Consider the following 16,848-nt stretch of genomic DNA (forward strand, 5'->3'; position numbering starts at 1 on the left):
GCCCGGCTACTGCTCGGCGAGGGCGCGCAGCCGGCTCAGCGCCCGGTGTTGTGCGACCCGGACCGCGCCGGGCGACATCCCCAGCATCTGCCCGGTCTCCTCGGCGGTCAGCCCCACGGCCACCCGCAGAACCAGCAGCTCGCGCTGGTTCTCCGGCAGATTGGCCAGCAGTTTCTTGGCCCACTCGGCGTCGCTGCTGAGCAGCGCGCGCTCCTCGGGCCCCAGGGAGTCGTCGGGCCGCTCGGGCATCTCGTCGGAGGGCACGGCCGTCGATCCCGGGTGGCGCATCGCCGCCCGCTGCAGGTCGGCGACCTTGTGAGAGGCGATGGCGAAGACGAAGGCCTCGAAGGGTCTGCCCGTGTCCTTGTAGCGCGGCAGCGCCATCAGAACGGCGACGCAGACCTCCTGGGCGAGGTCCTCCACGAAATGGCGCGCGTCGCCCGGCAGCCGGCTGAGCCGGGTGCGGCAGTAGCGCAGCGCCAAAGGATGGACATGGGCGAGCAGGTCATGAGTCGCCTGCTCGTCACCGTCCACAGCGCGGTGGACGAGTGCGCCGATTGCCCCGCGGGCAGTCGCCGCCTCGTCGTCACGCATCGGTCCATGGTGCCTTGGCGGCTTCTGGTCCATGGCACCGCGTCCGTCGTTGTGCACCGAAGCGTTATGAGCGGGCGCGCCCGACCTCATACCGTGCGCCCTCCCCTCCCGCTCGACCGACTCGTCCCCGAGGAACTCCACCCCTCAAGGATGCGGCATCGCGCGGGAAACGTATGCCCGCCGCGGTAGGCGGCCCCGCCCACCCGGCGGCGGGCGGGGCCGACAGCACCCCCGGATAAGGCTTGCCCTCGGCCCATTCGGCCGGCCCCGATCGAGATCCCGATCCGCTCCGCCCGACGCCTAGCGAACCAGGCCCCAACGGAATCCGAGCGCCACCGCGTGCGCCCGGTCCGAGGCGCCGAGCTTCTTGAAAAGCCGCCTGGCGTGCGTCTTCACCGTGTCCTCTGAGAGGAAGAGCTCCCGGCCGATCTCGGCGTTGGACCGGCCGTGGCTCATGCCTTCGAGCACCTGGATCTCACGTGCGGTGAGCGTGGGCGCGGCGCCCATCTCCGCGGAGCGCAGCCGGCGCGGGGCGAGCCGCCAGGTGGGGTCGGCGAGCGCCTGGGTGACGGTCGCGCGCAGCTCGGCGCGTGAAGCGTCCTTGTGCAGATAGCCGCGCGCGCCTGCGGCGACGGCCAGCGCCACGCCGTCCAGGTCCTCGGCCACGGTCAGCATGATGATCCGAGCGCCGGGGTCGGCGGACAGCAACCGGCGGACGGTCTCCACGCCGCCCAGTCCGGGCATGCGCACGTCCATGAGAATCAGATCCGAGCGATCGGCGCCCCAGCGGCGGAGGACTTCCTCGCCGTTGGCCGCGGTCGTCACGCGCTCGACGCCGGGCACGGTCGCTACCGCGCGGCGCAGCGCCTCTCGGGCAAGCGGGGAGTCGTCGCAGACGAGAACGGAAGTCATGGCCGTCCTCCGCAGCTGATGCGCGTCACCTTGAGCCTCCAGGCTGGGTACGTTTCGTCACCTGTGCGGTTGACGCTCTCAGACATGTGCCCGAGCGCTTCTTCCTTCAACCGCCTCCGCACTCTCAACGACGGTCACCCGAAAGAGTTACGGGTCGGCCCGTCGCCTTCAACACTCCACGTGAGGGGTCGAGCGCGGAGAAGAGCGCCACACCTCGCACGCCCTTCCACTGAGCGACTATGCCCCATTCAGCGGCTTTTCTTCCCTTTTGCCAGTGTCTGTGGCTAGATTCGCAATGAGTCATATTTACATCTACTTAGACAGTAGATGTACGGTCGTTGGGCACGGCGGATGCCTCTTCCGGCTCGCATCCGGCCGTTTCCGACCTGTCCTGCAATCCACCTGTATCCACTCAGTACGGTTTCAAGGGGACACGCCATGGCAGATTTCTCCCGTCTTCCGGGGCCCAACGCCGATCTGTGGGACTGGCAGCTCCTCGCGGCATGTCGTGGGGTCGACAGCTCGCTCTTCTTCCACCCCGAGGGGGAGCGTGGCGCAGCGCGGAGTGCGCGCGAGAACTCGGCGAAGGAGGTCTGCATGAGGTGCCCGGTCCGCGCCGAGTGCGCGGCCCACGCGCTGGCGGTGCGGGAGCCGTACGGCGTGTGGGGCGGGCTGACGGAGGACGAACGCGAGGAGCTGATGGGACGCGCGCGGCACCGGCTGGTTCCGGCCACGAGCGGCACGGGCACGGGAGGGGGCTGAGGCCTCGGCCCGGACCCCGGGCAGTGGACGCGATCCGCAGACCGGTCACCGCAGCCGGCCTGCGGATTTGGCCTGCGAACCCGGTCTGCGGACCTGACCGGCGGACTTGACCGGCGGACCTGGCCGGCGGACCTGACGAACCGGCCTGGTGCGGATCCGGTCAGTGGAGCCCGGTCACGGGCGGCCGACCACTGGCGGTCGGCCCCCGAGAGCAGGGATCATCGAAGGCCGGTCACCGGCGCCTGCGGCCGCGGTGAGCTGGTCGAGAGTGGCCGCGACGGCCGGTACCTGTGCAAGGTCGGGGAGCGTGAGGGCGACGATCTCGCGGTGGACGGCAGGCTCCACCGAGACGGTGCACGCCCCCTTGGGGCGCACCGACTCCAGCGCCAGCTCGGGCAGCACCGCCACGCCGAGGCCCGCACCGACCAGCCCGATCACCGCCGGGTAGTCGTCGGTCGCGAAGTCGATGCGCGGGGTGAAACCGGCGTCTTCGCAGACCCGGACCAGCTGGCGGCGGCAGCGGGGGCAGCCCGCGATCCAGGGCTCGTCGGCCAGCTCCGCGATGGCGACCTGCCCCGACGCGGCGAGACGGTGCCCTTCGGGGACCAGCCCGACGAGCCGGTCGGTGAGCAGGGGACGCACCACGAGGTCCGCCCACTCCGCCTCAGCGCCCGAGGCGTAGTAGCGGAAGGCGAGCGCCACGTCGCAGTCGCCTTCGCGCAGCATCTCCACCGAGCGCGGCGGCTCCGCCTCGACAAGGGAGACACGCGTGCCCGGATGCGCCGCGCGCAGGGCGGCCAGGGCGGTCGGCACCAGTGTGGAGCTGCCGCTGGAGAAGGACACCAGCCGCACCCGGCCGGCGCGCAGCCCGGCGATGGCGGCGATCTCCTCCTCGGCGGCGGTGAGCCCGGCCAGAATCCCCGCCGCATGGCGCACCAGCGCCTCACCCGCCTGCGTCAGACGCATCTCGCGGCCCGTGCGGATCAGCAGCGGCGTGCCGGCAGACGCTTCGAGCGCCTTCATCTGCTGGCTGACGGCCGGCTGGGTGCAGCCCAGCTCGCGCGCCGCCGCGGAGAAGGACCCGGTGGCGGCCACGGCACGCAGAACGCGGAGATGGCGAGCTTCGATCACCCTCCAAATATAAGGGGCCCTTGGGTCTTGATGGTGATATCGACTGGTTGTCTTGGGGTGCAGGAGTTAGCGTGTCCGGCATGAAGCCCAGGCAGCTGCTGACCGTGAACGTGGGACGTCCCAAGGCCGTCGACTACGCCGACATCGGCACGACGGGGATCGACAAGCAGCCCGTGGAAGGGCCCGTCCGGGTGACGGAACCGGGGCCCAAGGGTCAGGGCGGCAGCGGCCTCGCCGGGGACTTTATCTGCGATCTGCGCCACCACGGCGGCTCGGACCAGGCGGTCTACGCCTTCGCCCGCGAGGATCTCGACCGGTGGGAGCTGGAGCTCGGGCACCCCCTTCCCAATGGTTCGTTCGGCGAGAACCTCACCGTCAGCGGGGTGGATGTGACCGGCGCGAAGATCGGCGAGCGCTGGCGGATCGGCCGGGATCTGGTGCTGGAGGTGACCAGCGGCCGCATCCCCTGCCGCACGTTCGCGGCCTGGGTGGGGGAGAGGGGCTGGGTGAAGCGCTTCACCCAGGACTCGGCGCCTGGAGCGTATCTGCGGGTCGTCGCGCCCGGCGAGATCCGCGCGGGCGACCCGATCGAGGTCGTGCACCGTCCGGACCACGACGTGACCGTCCGGACGGCGTTCCGCGCCGAGACGGTGGAGCGGACGCTGCTGCCCAAGGTGCTCGCCGCGGGGGACGCGCTCCACGCCGGACTGCGCAGGGACGCGCTCGCGTATGTCGAGAAGTACGGCGACGGCGGTTCCTAGGTTCCGAGGAAAACGGCTCCGAGGAAAACGGCTCCGAGGGGAACGGCTCCGAGGAGAGCGGCTCCGAGGGGAACGGTTCCGAGGAGAGCGGCTCCCCGGCGGCTCGTAGGGGAAATCCCCGAAGGGTTTGGGGAGTTGTTTCGGGGACGGCTCGGGGACCGTCCCCGATGTGTGTGCGAGCGTGGGCCGGGAGTCTGGAGCCATGTCCCGACTCAGGCGCGTCCTCATTCTCGTCACGACGGTCGCCGTCGTCGCCGGCCTGGCACTCGGCGGCGGGGCCGTGTGGCTGTACTCCGACGCCAAGGTGTCCACAGCCGGCTCGACGTCGTTCGGCAACGAGCTGGCCGTCCCACCGCTCGCGAAGTCGCGGGTGAAGCCGGACGGGACACGCGTCTTCGATCTGACGATGCAGTCCGGGCACAAGGAGTTCATACAGGGGAAGAAGACGCCGACCTGGGGCTTCAACGGCGACTATCTCGGCCCGACGCTGCGGGCGGCACGCGGGGAGAAGGTGGAGGTCAAGGTCGCCAACCGGCTGGGTGAGGCGTCCACCGTGCACTGGCACGGGATGCATCTGCCCGCGGCCATGGACGGCGGCCCGCACCAGATGGTCGCCCCCGGTCAGACGTGGACGCCGCACTGGACCGTGGACCAGCCCGCTGCCTCCCTCTGGTACCACCCGCATCCGCACGGCAGGACCGAGAAGCATGTGCAGCGCGGGCTGGCCGGGATGTTCCTGCTGGACGACGAGCGGTCCGCGGGGCTTGCGCTGCCGAAGACCTACGGAGTCGACGATCTGCCGGTCATCGTCCAGGACGTGCGGTTCGACGGAGCGGAGTTTGACCACGGGCACCGGCTGATGAGCGACACCGGCTTCCTCGGTGACCGCACGATGGTCAACGGCACACTCGACCCCTATGCGGAGGTGCGGGACGAGCGAGTGCGGCTGCGGCTGCTCAACGCCTCGACCGCACGCGTCTACGCCTTCGGGTTCTCCGACGGCCGGGAGTTCTCGCTGATCGGCACGGACGGCGGACTGCTGGAGCAGGCCGTGCCCATGGAGCGGATACGGCTCTCGCCCGGCGAGCGCGCCGAGATCGTCGTGCGGATGGAGCCGGGCGAGAAGACGGTGCTGCGCAGCTTCCCGCCGCGGGATCTGGGAGAGGGCTGGCAGAAGCGGTTCAACGGGGGCGACGACACCTTCGACGTACTCCAGCTGAGGGCACACCGGGAACTGCGTCCCTCACCCCAGGTCCCGGACCGACTGGGTGGGCTGGAGTTGCCGGATGCCTCCGACGCGGTCCGCGGGCGGTTCTTCGGGCTGCGGACGTCGGGCATCAACGGCAGGAAGATGGACATGGCCCGGATCGACGAGACGGTCACGCGTGGTGAAACGGAGATCTGGACGGTGCGCAACGAGCACGGCACTCCGCACAACTTCCATGTGCACGATGTGCAGTTCCGGGTTCTGGAGGTGGACGGTGAGCGCCCACCGGCGGAGCTGCGGGGCGCGAAGGACACGGTCTTTGTCCCCGGCCGTACGACCGTGAAGCTGGCGGTGCGGTTCGACGGACCCTCGGATCCAGACGTTCCGTATATGTACCACTGCCATCTGCTGTACCACGAGGACCTGGGGATGATGGGCCAGTTCGTGGTGGTCGACAAGGGTCAGAAGGCGGGCCGGGTCCATGTCCCGGACGGTCACCAGGGGCACTAACGTGCCGCCTATGACGACTGCACTGATTACGGGAGCGACCGCGGGGATCGGCGCCGCGTTCGCCCGGCGGCTCGGGTCGCAGGGCCACAACCTGGTGCTGGTGGCCCGGGACACCGAGCGCCTCCAGCGACAGGCCACGGAGTTGCACGACCGGCATGGCATCGAGGCGGAGGTGCTGACGGCCGATCTGGCGACGGAGGAGGGCATCGCGGCAGTCGAGCGCAGGCTCGTGGACCGCAGGGAGCCGGTCGATCTGCTCGTCAACAACGCTGGCTTCGGCAACAAGGGGCGCTACCTCGAGGTGCCCATGGCCGATGAGCTGACGATGCTGAAGGTGCACTGCGAGGCGGTGCTGCGGCTGACCTCGGCCGCGGCCGAGTCGATGCGGGAGCGCGGCCGGGGCGGGGTGGTCAATGTGGCCTCGGTCGCCGCCTTCGTGCCTCGCGGCACCTATGGCGCGTCCAAGGCATGGGTGGTGCAGTTCACCCAGGGCGCGGCACGGGACTTGGCCGGCTCCGGGGTGCGGCTGATGGCGCTCTGCCCCGGACTTGTGCGGACCGAGTTCCACCAGCGGGCCGGGATGGGAATGGACAACGTCCCGGGGTGGATGTGGCTGGACGCGGACAAGCTGGCAGAGGAGGCGCTGGCGGACCTGGCGCGTGGCAAGACGCTGTCGGTGCCGGACACGCGCTACAAGGTGCTGATGGGGGTGGTGAAGCTGACGCCGCGCGCGCTGCTCGGCGGGATCACCTCCAGGACAGGCCGCAAGTACGGGCCTCGGTAGCGATGTCGGCCGCGTCGCCGTCCAGGGCAGGGCGGCCGGCGGGCAGGGTCAGTGTGTGGCGGACGCCGTCCGGCCAACGGAAAGCAGCAGTTCATCGGCGGCTGCCTCCTCGTGTGCGCGGGTCCAGCCGCACGCTGCACGCGGCGGTGACGTCCGGCCGGGTGATGGAGCTGCTGCGCAGCGGAAGACGGAGAGGAAAGCCGTGAGGCCCGGCGCCCCGTAAGCGGGGTGCCGGGCCTCATCTGCGTGCGCGACGTGCCTCATAAGCGCGGACTCACAAGCGTGTGCCGCAAGCTCGCGTCGGAAGCGCGTCAGTGGGCGTGGCCGTGACCGTGGCCGTGGCCTGCGTCGGCCTCCTCCTCTTCCTTCTTCTCGACGACCAGGGTCTCGGTCGTGAGCAGCAGGGAGGCGATGGAGGCGGCGTTCTCCAGGGCGGAGCGGGTGACCTTGACCGGGTCGATGACGCCGGCCTTGACCAGGTCGCCGTACTCGCCGGTCGCGGCGTTGAAGCCCTGGCCCTTGTCAAGCTCGGCCACCTTGGAGGTGATCACGTAGCCCTCCAGGCCGGCGTTCTCGGCGATCCAGCGCAGCGGCTCGACGACCGCGCGGCGGACGACGGCGACGCCGGTGGCCTCGTCGCCCTCCTTGCCGAGGCTGTCCTCGAGCACCTTGGCGGCGTGGACCAGCGCGGAACCGCCACCGGAGACGATGCCCTCCTCGACCGCGGCGCGGGTCGCGGAGATGGCGTCCTCCAGGCGGTGCTTCTTCTCCTTCAGCTCCACCTCGGTGGCGGCGCCGACCCGGATCACGCACACGCCGCCGGCCAGCTTGGCGAGTCGCTCCTGGAGCTTCTCGCGGTCCCAGTCGGAGTCGGTGGTCTCGATCTCGGCCTTGATCTGGTTGACGCGGCCCTTGACGTCCTCGGCGTTGCCGCCGCCGTCGACGATCGTCGTGTCGTCCTTGGTGACGGTCACGCGGCGGGCGGTGCCCAGCACGTCGAGGCCGGCCTGGTCGAGCTTGAGGCCGACCTCCTCGGCGATGACGGTGGCGCCGGTCAGGGTGGCCATGTCGCCGAGCATCGCCTTGCGGCGGTCGCCGAAGCCGGGGGCCTTGACGGCCACCGCGTTGAAGGTGCCGCGGATCTTGTTGACGACGAGGGTGGACAGGGCCTCGCCCTCCACGTCCTCGGCGATGATCAGCAGCGGCTTGCTCGCGCCTGCCTGGATGATCTTCTCAAGCAGCGGCAGCAGGTCCTGGATCGCCGAGATCTTGCCCTGGTGGATCAGGATGTACGGGTCGTCGAGGACGGCCTCCATACGCTCCTGGTCGGTGACCATGTACGGGGAGAGGTAGCCCTTGTCGAAGGCCATGCCCTCGGTGAAGTCCAGCTCCAGACCGAAGGTGTTGGACTCCTCGACGGTGATCACACCGTCCTTGCCGACCTTGTCCATCGCCTCGGCGATCAGCTCGCCGACCTGCTGGTCCTGCGCGGAGAGCGCGGCGACCGCGGCGATGTCGGTCTTCTCCTCGATCGGGCGCGCGGTGGCGATCAGCTCGTCGGAGACGGCCTTGACGGCGGCGTCGATGCCCCGCTTCAGCGCGGCCGGGGAGGCGCCGGCGGCCACGTTGCGCAGACCCTCGCGGACCAGCGCCTGGGCCAGCACGGTGGCGGTGGTGGTGCCGTCGCCCGCGATGTCGTTGGTCTTGGTCGCCACCTCCTTGACGAGCTGCGCGCCGAGGTTCTCGTAAGCGTCCTCGACCTCCACCTCACGGGCGATGGTCACGCCGTCGTTGGTGATGGTGGGCGCGCCGAACTTCTTGTCGATGACGACGTTGCGGCCGCGGGGGCCGATGGTCACCTTCACGGTGTCGGCGAGCTGGTTGACACCGCGCTCAAGCGCGCGACGCGCGTCCTCGTCGAACTTCAGGATCTTCGCCATGGGAGCTTCTCAGTCCTCTCAATGGAACTGCGCCCCCGGCGCCCGGCTTACATACGTACGCGGGGGGCCAGGGGCGCAGATCACGGCACTGCCGGGTGAATTACTTCTCGATGATCGCGAGCACGTCGCGAGCAGAGAGGACGAGGTACTCGTCGCCGTTGTACTTCACCTCGGTGCCGCCGTACTTGCTGTAGAGCACGACGTCGCCGACCTTGACGTCGAGCGGCAGGCGCTCGCCGTTCTCGAAACGGCCCGGGCCCACGGCCAGGACAGCGCCCTCCTGGGGCTTCTCCTTGGCAGTGTCCGGGATGACCAGGCCAGAGGCCGTGGTCTGCTCGGCGTCGAGCGGCTGGACCACGATACGGTCCTCGAGCGGCTTGATGGCAACCTTGGAGCTGGTGGTCGTCACGATCCGACCTCCCCCTTCGGAGATCTCACGGGGTTAACTGATCTGAGGTGGCGACCAGGTGGATCCGTCGTCGCGGGTGCCGGACCTGCCTGTCGCTGTGTCTGGCACTCTCCTGTGGGGAGTGCCAGAGCCGAGACTATGACCGCGATTAGCACTCGGTCAAGCGGAGTGCCAGTAGAGCACCCGTTTCGGCCGTGCGGTGTCCGAAGGCCGTCGGCCGTCCGGCCCGCCGGGCAGCGGCACCCGGCGGCGTTCCCACTGCTCTGACCGGGCGCAGGCGCAGGCTCAGAGGCACCCGCAGGCGGCTCAGAGGTAGTCCTCCAGCCTGGCGACGGCGTAGCCCTTCGCCGTCACCGTGTTCATCACCCGACGGATCATGTCCGGCATCGTTCCCTTCCAATCCCCCCGACCCCGGAAGTGCGTGAGGATGATGTCGCCCGGGTGCAGATCCCGGTCCCACTCCCGCCACTCCATCCGGTCGGGGAACCCTTCTGCCGCCCAGAGGGGCACCGCCTTGATCCCGCACGACTGGGCGGCGCGCAGCGTGTCCTTGTTGTAGTTGCCGTACGGCGGCCGGAACAGCCGGGGCCGGGTGCCATAGCGCTTCTCCAGCTTGTCCTGCTGACCGCAGATCTCCCCCTTCTGCTCGGCGTACGACAGGGCGGGCAGATAGCGGTGGTTCAGCGTGTGGTTGTGCAGGGCGACCCCGCGGTCCTGCATCCGCTTGAAGTAGCCGTAGTCGTCCTCGATCAGGTAGTCGCTGAGGAAGGCACTGTACGGGATCCGCAGCTCGGACATCATCCGCAGCAGATCCGGGTCCTTCTCCATGCCGTCGTCGATGGTCAGGAAGACGACCTTCTCCTTCACCGGCACCGTGGTGAAGACCGGCGGCAGCGAGGCCCCGCCCGCGACCTCGAACCCTTTGCGCGTGGCGATCTCCGGCTTGGCCGCGGGGGGCGAAGGCGCGGTGAGCGGCGTCTGCTTCAGGCCCCACCTGCGGGCCGCGGCGACGCGGGCGGCGTGCTCCTTCTTCACCCGCTCGACATACGCGGTGAGGGCGCCGGCCGCACCCTGCCGCGCGTCCTGGCCGGCGGCGGGCCGGGAAGCGTCGCCGTCTGCGACCCCGCAGCCGGAGCCGAGGGCGGCGGCCAGCAGGACGACGAGCGCCGCGCCGGGCCGCGACGCCCTCCCCCCTTGTCGATATGACCTAATGCTTACCTTTTGTCTGACAAGCTGCATGGCGTCGCATCCTGACAGCACGGCGCGCCGCACCCGGCGCGACACCCCGTCGGCGCCGCCGCCGCGAGCGGACCATCCCCCGCCTGGCCGACAATGTCCCGGTGAACGCCCCTGACCCCGCCGCCCCGCCCGCTTCCGACGCCTCAGGCTCTTCCGCCCCCTCGGCCTCCTCAGCCTCCTCGGCCTCCTCCGACCCCCTCGTCTCCTTCGCCGCGCTGCGCACCGAGGAGGGCGCGGCGCTGCTGGCGGGCCTGGCCTCCTACGACCCGGCGCAGGAGCTGGCCGTCGCCACCCGGCTGCGTCGCGACCACCCGGCGGAGCTCGTCTCCGCCGCCCTGGGGCAGGCGCGGCTGCGGCAGCGGGCCGCCGCGAAGTTCGGCGCGGACGACGCCCAGCGGATGTTCTTCACCCCGAACGGCGTCGAGCAGGCGACCCGCCGCTCCGTCGCCGCCTACCGCGCAGGCCGCCTCGCCGCTCTCGGCGTACGCAGCGTCGCCGATCTGTGCAGCGGCATCGGCGGAGACGCGATCGCGTTCGCCCGCGCGGGCATCCGCGTCCTCGCCGTGGACCGGGACCCGTTGACCGCCGAGGTCGTGCGGGCCAACGCCGAGACCCTGGGTCTCGCGGGCCTGATCGAGGTCCGCTGCGCGGATGTGACGGAGGTCGACGTCTCGGCGTACGACGCCGTCTTCGTCGACCCCGCGCGGCGCGGCGGAGCGGGGTCGGCGGCCCGCGGCGGCCCCGGTGCAGGCGGCGGGCGCGGCCCCGGTGCGGGCGGCGGGCGGATCTTTGACCCGGAGGCCTACTCCCCGCCGCTGTCCTGGGCGGTCGGCGCGGCACGCACCCGCCCGCACGCCGCCCTGAAGGTCGCTCCGGGCATCCCCCACGAGGCGGTCCCCGAGGACGCCGAAGCCGAGTGGATCTCCGACGGCGGCGAGGTCAAAGAGGCCGTGCTCTGGTTCGGCACCCGCCCGGGCACGGTGACGGCGACCCTGCTGCCCGGCCCCCGCTCCCTGACCGGCCGGGGCCTGCCCGATCCGCCCGTACGGAAGGTGGGCCGCTATCTGTACGAGCCCGACGGCGCGGTCATCCGCGCACATCTGGTCGCCGAGGCGGCCGAGGAACTCGACGGCGGGCTGATCGACGAGACGATCGCGTACATCACCGCCGACGAGCTCCGCCCCACGCCGTATGCGACGGCCTATGAGATCACCGACGAACTCCCCTTCAACGTCAAGCGCCTCAAGGCGCTTCTGCGCGAGCGCGGGACCGGGGTGCTGACGGTGAAGAAGCGCGGCTCGGCGGTGGAGCCGGAGGAACTGCGCCGCAAGGTGAAGTCCGCGCTGGGCAGCGGCCCGCACGCGGTGACGGTGTTCCTGACGAGGGTGGCGGGGGCCCCGACGATGCTGCTGGGCCGGCCGGTCGGTTCTCCCCTGCAGCCCTGCCCGTAACCGGGGGCTCCGCCCCGGACCCCGTACGGCCTTCGGCCGTGCCTCAATCGCCGGACGGTCTGAAGTTCAGCCCCGGCTGGGGGTACCGCCCAGCGGTAGCCGGGGGAGCTTGACGCGCGGGGGTACAGCGGGCGGAGCCCTCGGTTACGGAAGGGCTGCGGCTTTCGTCCGCAGCAGCTCCCGCTCGCGTTCGTTGCCGGTGAGCGAGGCTGCGCGCTCGAACTCCGCGCGGGCCTCCGCGATGCGTCCCAGACGGGCCAGGAGGTCGCCGCGGACGCTCGGCAGCAAGTGGTAGCCCCTGAGGGCGGGTTCCGCGGAGAGTGCGTCCACGAGGGCGAGGCCCTCTGCCGGACCCTCGGACATCGAGACGGCGACGGCGCGGTTCAGTTCGACGACCGGGGACGGGGCGAGGCGCGCCAACTGCCCGTACAGTGCCGCGATCGCCGCCCAGTCGGTGTCCTCGTAGCGCACCGCCTGCGCATGGCAGGCGGCGATCGCGGCCTGCAGGGTGTACGGGCCGTACGGCCCGTGCCCCGCCCGCTGGAGCGCCTCGATGCCGCGGTGGATCAGCAGCCGGTTCCACCGGGCGCGGTTCTGGTCGGCGAGCAGCACCGGCTCGCCGTCCGGACCGGTGCGCGCCCGGAGCCGTGAGGCCTGGAACTCCAGCAGGGCGGCCAGGCCGTGGACTTCCGGCTCCTTCGGCATCAGACCGGCCAGGACCCGCGCCAGGCGCAGCGCGTCCTCGCACAGCGCGGGACGAAGCCAGTCGTCCCCGGCGGTGGCCGAGTAGCCCTCGTTGAAGATGAGGTAGATGACTTCGAGGACGGAGTCCAGACGCGCGGCGCGGTCCTCTCCGTACGGCACTTCGAAAGGCACTCCGGCTCTTCCCAGCGTCCGCTTGGCCCGCACGATCCGCTGGGCGACCGTCGCCTCGGGCACCAGGAACGCCCGGGCGATCTCGCCGGTCGTCAGCCCGCCGAGCAGCCGCAGTGTGAGAGCGATCCGCGCGTCCGGGCCCAGCACGGGGTGGCAGGCGGTGAAGACCAGCCGCAGCACGTCGTCGTCGATGGCGTCCGGGTCGGCGTCCTGCGGGCCCGGTTCGCACGGCGCGGCGGTCTCCAGGTCTCGCCCCACCTCCGCGAGCTTGCGCGCATAGGTCTCACGCCGCCGTACGAGGTCGACGGCGCGGTGCCTGGCCGTGGCCATGAGCCAGGCGCCCGGGTTGTCCGGGACACCCGACTCCGGCCACTGCTCCAGTGCTGCGACCAGCGCGTCCTGCGCCAGCTCCTCCGCTATGCCGACGTCCCGCACGATCCGCGCCACCGCGGCGATGATCCGCGCGGCCTCGATGCGGAAGACGGTCTCGACGGTACTCGGCACGGTGTCGGTCGCTGCTGTCACGGACACCCATCAGAGCATCCGTCCGGCGCGCGGGCCAGCGGATCGTACGGTCAGTCCTCCGCGATCTGCCGGATCTCGCAGGTGACCGGCAGATCCTCGTCGTGGACCTGCAGAAAGCGCCTGCCCCACTCAAGGGCCTCGGCCATGTCCTTGCACTGGGTGATCGCATAGCCGCCGACGACCTCCTTCGCCTCGGTGAAGGGGCCGTCCGTGACGGACACCTTGCCGTCCTTCCAGTTCAGGCGGACGCCCTGGGAGGACGGGGTGAGCCCGGCGGTGTCCAGCATGACCCCGGCCTTGGTGATCTCCTCCAGGAGCGCCTCCATGCGCTGCATCATCTCGGGGCTGGGGCCGCCGGCGGGGATGGCGGACTCGTCGACGCGGACCATGGACAGAAAACGCGGCATGGTGACTCCTCGGGTCGCAGGAGGGCGGGGCCGTTCCCCGCCTCTCACCCCATGCGTCGAACGGGACGGCCCCGGATCGACACCCCGGGAGAAATTCTTCTCAGAAGTTCTCCGGCCCGGCCGCATCGACCGACTCGAAGCGCCAGCGGTGCACCGGACGGGTGATCAGGTCCGCGTCCGGCTCCGGAAGCTCGGGCGGCTGGGCCCCTCCGTCGTCCGTCTCCCACCAGGTGATGACCAGCACCCGGTCCCCGGCCGCCCGGAACGTCTCACGGCGCAGCGGATCGCGCGCGAGGCGCTGCGCCCGGGCCCACTCCAGCAGTTCCGCGCCGCGCCCCTGGACGGCCCGGGCCTCCCACATCAGCGCCAGCCTCACGAGTAGAGGTTCTCCTTGCTGATCTCATGCACATGATCATGGCTGTGCCGGTGATTGTGCGCGGGTGACGGCACATGGGGGTCGGTCACGGGAAGCGAGGAGTCCGCGGAGAGTTCGAAGTCGGAGGCCGGCCGGTTGCGGGCCACCATCTCCGCTCCGAGCGCCGCGACCATCGCGCCGTTGTCCGTGCACAGCCCGGGCCGGGGCACGCGCAGCCGGATGCCCGCGCGCTCGCACCGTTCCTCGGCGAGCGCCCGCAGCCGGGAGTTGGCCGCGACGCCGCCGCCGATCATCAGATGGTCGACGCCCTCGTCCCTGCATGCGCGTACGGCCTTGCGGGTCAGCACGTCGACCACCGCCTCCTGGAAGGACGCGGCGACATCCCGCACGGGCACCTCCTCGCCGGCCGCGCGCCTGGCCTCGATCCAGCGGGCCACAGCGGTCTTCAGGCCGGAGAATGAGAAGTCGTACGCGGGGTCCCGCGGTCCGCTCAGCCCGCGCGGGAACGCGATCGCCTCGGGGTCGCCCTCCCTGGCCAGCCGGTCGATCACCGGACCGCCCGGGAAGCCCAGGTCGAGCACGCGCGCGATCTTGTCGAAGGCCTCGCCCGCCGCGTCGTCGATCGTCGCGCCCATCGGGCGCACATCGCTGGTGATGTCCGGCGCGAGCAGCAGCGAGGAGTGGCCGCCGGAGACCAGCAGCGCCATCGTCGGCTCGGGCAGCGGGCCGTGCTCCAGTTGGTCGACGCAGATGTGCGAGGCCAGGTGGTTCACCCCGTACAGCGGCTTGTCCAGCGCGTACGCGTACGCCTTGGCCGCGGACACGCCGACGAGCAGCGCGCCCGCGAGACCGGGGCCCGCGGTCACGGCGATGCCGTCGAGGTCCCGGGCGCCGACGCCCGCCTGCTTCAGTGCGCGCTCGACGGTCGGGACCATCGCCTCCAGGTGCGCGCGCGAGGCGATCTCCGGGACCACTCCGCCGAAGCGGGCGTGGGTGTCCACGCTGGAGGCGACGGCGTCGGCGAGCAGCGTCGTGCCGCGGACGATGCCGACGCCGGTCTCGTCGCAGGAGGTCTCGATGCCGAGTACGAGGGGTTCGTCAGCCATCTTGTCGATTCTCAGTTCCTTGTACGGTCAGGCGCATGACGAGGGCGTCGACATTGCCGGGCTGGTAGTAGCCGCGGCGGAAGCCGATGGGTTCAAAGCCGAAGCGCTCGTACAGCTTCTGGGCCCTGGTGTTGTCCACCCGCACTTCGAGGAGCACCTGGTCGCACTCGAAGGCGGTGGCGTGGCGGAGCAGTTCGGTCAGCAGCCGGGAGCCGAGGCCGCCGCCCTGGGCTTCGGGGGCGACGGCGATGGTCAGCACGTCGCCGAGGCCGCCGGCGGCCCCCAGCCCGGCGTAGCCGACGACACGTCCGTCGGCCGGCCGCTCGGCCACGACGTAGCGGCGGGTGGCCAGCGGACCGCGCGCATGGGCCAGCTCGGACCAGAACATGCCCGGCGACCAGGCGTCCTCGGGGAACAGCGCCCGTTCGAGATCCAGCACCTGTTCCAGGTCCCACCAGCGCATCTCGCGCAGCACAGGGGCGGTCACTTGGGGGTGACCACCTTGTAGTTCCTGGGCACCTGCGCGTCGGGGCGGCGCAGATACAGCGGCAGCGGCGGCAGGAACTCCTCGCCCGCGGCCAGCTTCCGCGCGGCCAGGTCCGCCAGCGCGGCTGCCGACACATGCTCGGGTCCGCGGATGTCGGCGAACACCTCGGGATACAGGGCCGCCCCCGCGCCCACCGCCGGGAGTCCGGCGACCTGCCCGTCGATCTCCGCGGGGCGGTCGACCGCGGGCTCGGTGACGCGTCTGCGCTCCGCGTCGTACCGCGCCCAGTAGACCTCCTTGCGGCGCGCGTCCGTCACCACCGTGAACGGCTCGTCCAGGCCGGAGGCGTGTGCAAGGCCGTCCAGCGTGCACAGGCCGTGCACCGGCACCCCGAGAGCGGAGCCGAACGTCGCGGCCGTCACGAGGCCGACGCGCAGCCCGGTGTACGGGCCCGGGCCGACGCCGACGACCACACCGGTGACGGCGGCCGGTTTCACCCCCGCTTCGGCGAGGACGCGGTCGACGGCGGGCAGCAGCAGTTCCCCGTGCCGCCGCGCGTCGACGCGAGTGGACTCGGCGACGACGGAGCGGCCGTCGTGCAGAGCGGCGGTGACGGCGGGGGTGGCGGTATCAACGGCGAGCAAGAGCACGCAAACAGCCTACGGCCACGGCGGGCGGTGCAAGGCGTCCCGTCGGAGGCGACGGCGGCTGCTACCGTCACCCCCGAACGACGGGTACGCACAGGTGCGCGGGGAAAGGTGGGCGGACGGGTGGCACGGAGCAGCTCGGGGATGGTGGCCGGGCTCACGGCGGCCGCGCTGGCGGCGGTCGGCTTCCTCGCCTACCAGGCGTCTGCGAGCGCCCCCGACGATCTGGGCGAGGCCCGTACGCCGAGCGTCTCCCCGTCCCCCGGGGCGTCCGGCGCGCCCGGCGGTCCGGCAGCCGGGAAGCCCGACCCGACGGTGCTGCCCGCCGACTCCGGGACGGGTGTGCGCGTGGTGTACGCGCTGAAGGACCGACGGGTCTGGCTGGTGGACGACAAGAACGAAGCCATCCGCACCTTCGAGGTCATGCCGTCCACCGTGAGCCCGCAGCCGGGTGCCTACTCCGTCACCTCCCGGTCGGGCAGCGTCACCGGATCGGACGGCGTGCCGATCGAGCATGTGGTCCGCTTTGCGAGCGTCGACGGCGTGACCGTCGGCTTCAGCGCGGCCGTGGACGGGTCGACGGCGGCGCCTGACCCGTCGAAGAAGACGGGCGGGGTCCGGATGGCCCGCGCGGACGGCGACGCGGTGTGGCGCTTCGCGACGATCGGCTCCAAGGTGGTCGTCCTCCCCTGACACGGGGTTCCCCCGCAGAACATGCGCCTCC

General features: G+C 71.3%; 18 protein-coding genes. 6 read left to right on the forward strand and 12 right to left on the reverse strand.

The annotated features are described in order from the left end of the window. Positions 1-6: 6 nt before the first annotated feature. A complete protein-coding gene (locus QCN29_RS12025) occupies positions 7-594 on the reverse strand; it encodes a sigma-70 family RNA polymerase sigma factor (protein WP_240139397.1) in 588 nt (195 codons plus the stop codon). A gap of 300 nt (positions 595-894) precedes the next feature. Next, positions 895-1,506, reverse strand: a complete 612-nt coding sequence (locus QCN29_RS12030; RefSeq protein ID WP_003948568.1) for a response regulator transcription factor — start codon at positions 1,504-1,506, stop codon at positions 895-897. A gap of 438 nt (positions 1,507-1,944) precedes the next feature. On the opposite strand from QCN29_RS12030, the gene QCN29_RS12035 reads away from it, so the two are divergent. Continuing rightward, positions 1,945-2,268, forward strand: a complete 324-nt coding sequence (locus QCN29_RS12035) for a WhiB family transcriptional regulator (protein WP_279927866.1) — start codon at positions 1,945-1,947, stop codon at positions 2,266-2,268. 174 nt (positions 2,269-2,442) lie between these two features. Here the strand turns inward: QCN29_RS12035 and QCN29_RS12040 are convergent, their stop codons facing one another. Further along, positions 2,443-3,399 carry a LysR family transcriptional regulator gene (locus QCN29_RS12040; protein ID WP_279927867.1) on the reverse strand — a complete coding sequence of 319 codons (957 nt, stop codon included), beginning with the start codon at positions 3,397-3,399 and terminating at the stop codon, positions 2,443-2,445. A gap of 80 nt (positions 3,400-3,479) precedes the next feature. Between QCN29_RS12040 and QCN29_RS12045 the strand changes: the two genes are divergently transcribed. From QCN29_RS12045 to QCN29_RS12055, 3 genes are all read left to right on the forward strand, one after another. Further along, positions 3,480-4,160: an MOSC domain-containing protein gene (locus QCN29_RS12045; RefSeq protein WP_279927868.1), complete on the forward strand. Its 681-nt coding sequence runs from the start codon at positions 3,480-3,482 to the stop codon at positions 4,158-4,160. A 202-nt stretch (positions 4,161-4,362) separates the two neighbouring features. Continuing rightward, a complete protein-coding gene (locus tag QCN29_RS12050) occupies positions 4,363-5,877 on the forward strand; it encodes a multicopper oxidase family protein (protein WP_279927870.1) in 1,515 nt (504 codons plus the stop codon). A gap of 10 nt (positions 5,878-5,887) precedes the next feature. Further along, entirely contained in the window at positions 5,888-6,661 is a 774-nt protein-coding gene (locus tag QCN29_RS12055) for an SDR family NAD(P)-dependent oxidoreductase (RefSeq protein ID WP_279927871.1), read from the forward strand. 311 nt (positions 6,662-6,972) lie between these two features. Here the strand turns inward: QCN29_RS12055 and groL are convergent, their stop codons facing one another. The 3 genes from groL to QCN29_RS12070 all read right to left on the reverse strand — a co-directional run bounded on the left by groL (position 6,973) and on the right by QCN29_RS12070 (position 10,249). Then, on the reverse strand, positions 6,973-8,601 hold the full coding sequence (gene groL, locus QCN29_RS12060; protein WP_240140192.1) for a chaperonin GroEL: 1,629 nt from the start codon (positions 8,599-8,601) through the stop codon (positions 6,973-6,975). 100 nt (positions 8,602-8,701) lie between these two features. After that, entirely contained in the window at positions 8,702-9,010 is a 309-nt protein-coding gene (groES, locus tag QCN29_RS12065) for a co-chaperone GroES (protein ID WP_066995800.1), read from the reverse strand. A 306-nt stretch (positions 9,011-9,316) separates the two neighbouring features. Then, positions 9,317-10,249 carry a polysaccharide deacetylase family protein gene (locus QCN29_RS12070; RefSeq protein ID WP_279927874.1) on the reverse strand — a complete coding sequence of 311 codons (933 nt, stop codon included), beginning with the start codon at positions 10,247-10,249 and terminating at the stop codon, positions 9,317-9,319. A gap of 215 nt (positions 10,250-10,464) precedes the next feature. Between QCN29_RS12070 and QCN29_RS12075 the strand changes: the two genes are divergently transcribed. Beyond that, complete coding sequence (locus QCN29_RS12075; protein WP_279927943.1) at positions 10,465-11,700, forward strand: class I SAM-dependent methyltransferase; 1,236 nt, start codon at positions 10,465-10,467, stop codon at positions 11,698-11,700. A gap of 144 nt (positions 11,701-11,844) precedes the next feature. On the opposite strand, the gene QCN29_RS12080 is transcribed toward QCN29_RS12075, so the two are convergent. From QCN29_RS12080 to tsaB, 6 genes are all read right to left on the reverse strand, one after another. After that, positions 11,845-13,107, reverse strand: coding sequence for an RNA polymerase sigma factor (locus QCN29_RS12080; RefSeq protein ID WP_279927875.1), 1,263 nt, complete (start codon positions 13,105-13,107; stop codon positions 11,845-11,847). A gap of 44 nt (positions 13,108-13,151) precedes the next feature. Beyond that, a complete protein-coding gene (locus tag QCN29_RS12085) occupies positions 13,152-13,508 on the reverse strand; it encodes a YciI family protein (protein ID WP_279927877.1) in 357 nt (118 codons plus the stop codon). Between the two features lie 100 nt (positions 13,509-13,608). Then, positions 13,609-13,869: a hypothetical protein gene (locus tag QCN29_RS12090; protein ID WP_240140195.1), complete on the reverse strand. Its 261-nt coding sequence runs from the start codon at positions 13,867-13,869 to the stop codon at positions 13,609-13,611. An 11-nt stretch (positions 13,870-13,880) separates the two neighbouring features. Further along, positions 13,881-14,990, reverse strand: coding sequence for a tRNA (adenosine(37)-N6)-threonylcarbamoyltransferase complex transferase subunit TsaD (gene tsaD / locus QCN29_RS12095; RefSeq protein ID WP_279927878.1), 1,110 nt, complete (start codon positions 14,988-14,990; stop codon positions 13,881-13,883). Then, positions 14,983-15,453, reverse strand: coding sequence for a ribosomal protein S18-alanine N-acetyltransferase (rimI, locus tag QCN29_RS12100; RefSeq protein WP_398859181.1), 471 nt, complete (start codon positions 15,451-15,453; stop codon positions 14,983-14,985). The genes tsaD and rimI overlap by 8 nt, the downstream gene beginning before the upstream one ends. A gap of 20 nt (positions 15,454-15,473) precedes the next feature. After that, positions 15,474-16,127, reverse strand: coding sequence for a tRNA (adenosine(37)-N6)-threonylcarbamoyltransferase complex dimerization subunit type 1 TsaB (tsaB, locus tag QCN29_RS12105; protein WP_279927880.1), 654 nt, complete (start codon positions 16,125-16,127; stop codon positions 15,474-15,476). Between the two features lie 120 nt (positions 16,128-16,247). Here tsaB and QCN29_RS12110 point away from each other — a divergent pair, with 120 nt between their 5' ends. Continuing rightward, the gene (locus QCN29_RS12110; protein WP_279927881.1) at positions 16,248-16,817 is read left to right on the forward strand and encodes a hypothetical protein; all 570 of its coding nucleotides are present in this window, start codon (positions 16,248-16,250) and stop codon (positions 16,815-16,817) included. Positions 16,818-16,848: the final 31 nt, after the last annotated feature.

It is taken from the genome of Streptomyces chengmaiensis, assembly GCF_029846775.1.
Classification (GTDB): Bacteria; Actinomycetota; Actinomycetes; order Streptomycetales; family Streptomycetaceae; genus Streptomyces; species Streptomyces chengmaiensis.

Bases quoted from the DNA above. Each gene is read 5' to 3' on its own strand.
- QCN29_RS12035 (WP_279927866.1), top strand. From the start codon at position 1,945: ATGGCAGATTTCTCCCGTCTTCCGGGGCCCAACGCCGATCTGTGGGAC.
- groL (WP_240140192.1), bottom strand. From the start codon at position 8,601: ATGGCGAAGATCCTGAAGTTCGACGAGGACGCGCGTCGCGCGCTTGAG.
- QCN29_RS12085 (WP_279927877.1), bottom strand. From the start codon at position 13,508: ATGCCGCGTTTTCTGTCCATGGTCCGCGTCGACGAGTCCGCCATCCCC.
- tsaD (WP_279927878.1), bottom strand. From the start codon at position 14,990: ATGGCTGACGAACCCCTCGTACTCGGCATCGAGACCTCCTGCGACGAG.
- QCN29_RS12090 (WP_240140195.1), bottom strand. From the start codon at position 13,869: ATGTGGGAGGCCCGGGCCGTCCAGGGGCGCGGCGCGGAACTGCTGGAG.
- QCN29_RS12030 (WP_003948568.1), bottom strand. From the start codon at position 1,506: ATGACTTCCGTTCTCGTCTGCGACGACTCCCCGCTTGCCCGAGAGGCG.
- QCN29_RS12045 (WP_279927868.1), top strand. From the start codon at position 3,480: ATGAAGCCCAGGCAGCTGCTGACCGTGAACGTGGGACGTCCCAAGGCC.
- rimI (WP_398859181.1), bottom strand. From the start codon at position 15,453: ATGCGCTGGTGGGACCTGGAACAGGTGCTGGATCTCGAACGGGCGCTG.
- QCN29_RS12025 (WP_240139397.1), bottom strand. From the start codon at position 594: ATGCGTGACGACGAGGCGGCGACTGCCCGCGGGGCAATCGGCGCACTC.
- QCN29_RS12055 (WP_279927871.1), top strand. From the start codon at position 5,888: ATGACGACTGCACTGATTACGGGAGCGACCGCGGGGATCGGCGCCGCG.
- QCN29_RS12070 (WP_279927874.1), bottom strand. From the start codon at position 10,249: ATGCAGCTTGTCAGACAAAAGGTAAGCATTAGGTCATATCGACAAGGG.
- QCN29_RS12050 (WP_279927870.1), top strand. From the start codon at position 4,363: ATGTCCCGACTCAGGCGCGTCCTCATTCTCGTCACGACGGTCGCCGTC.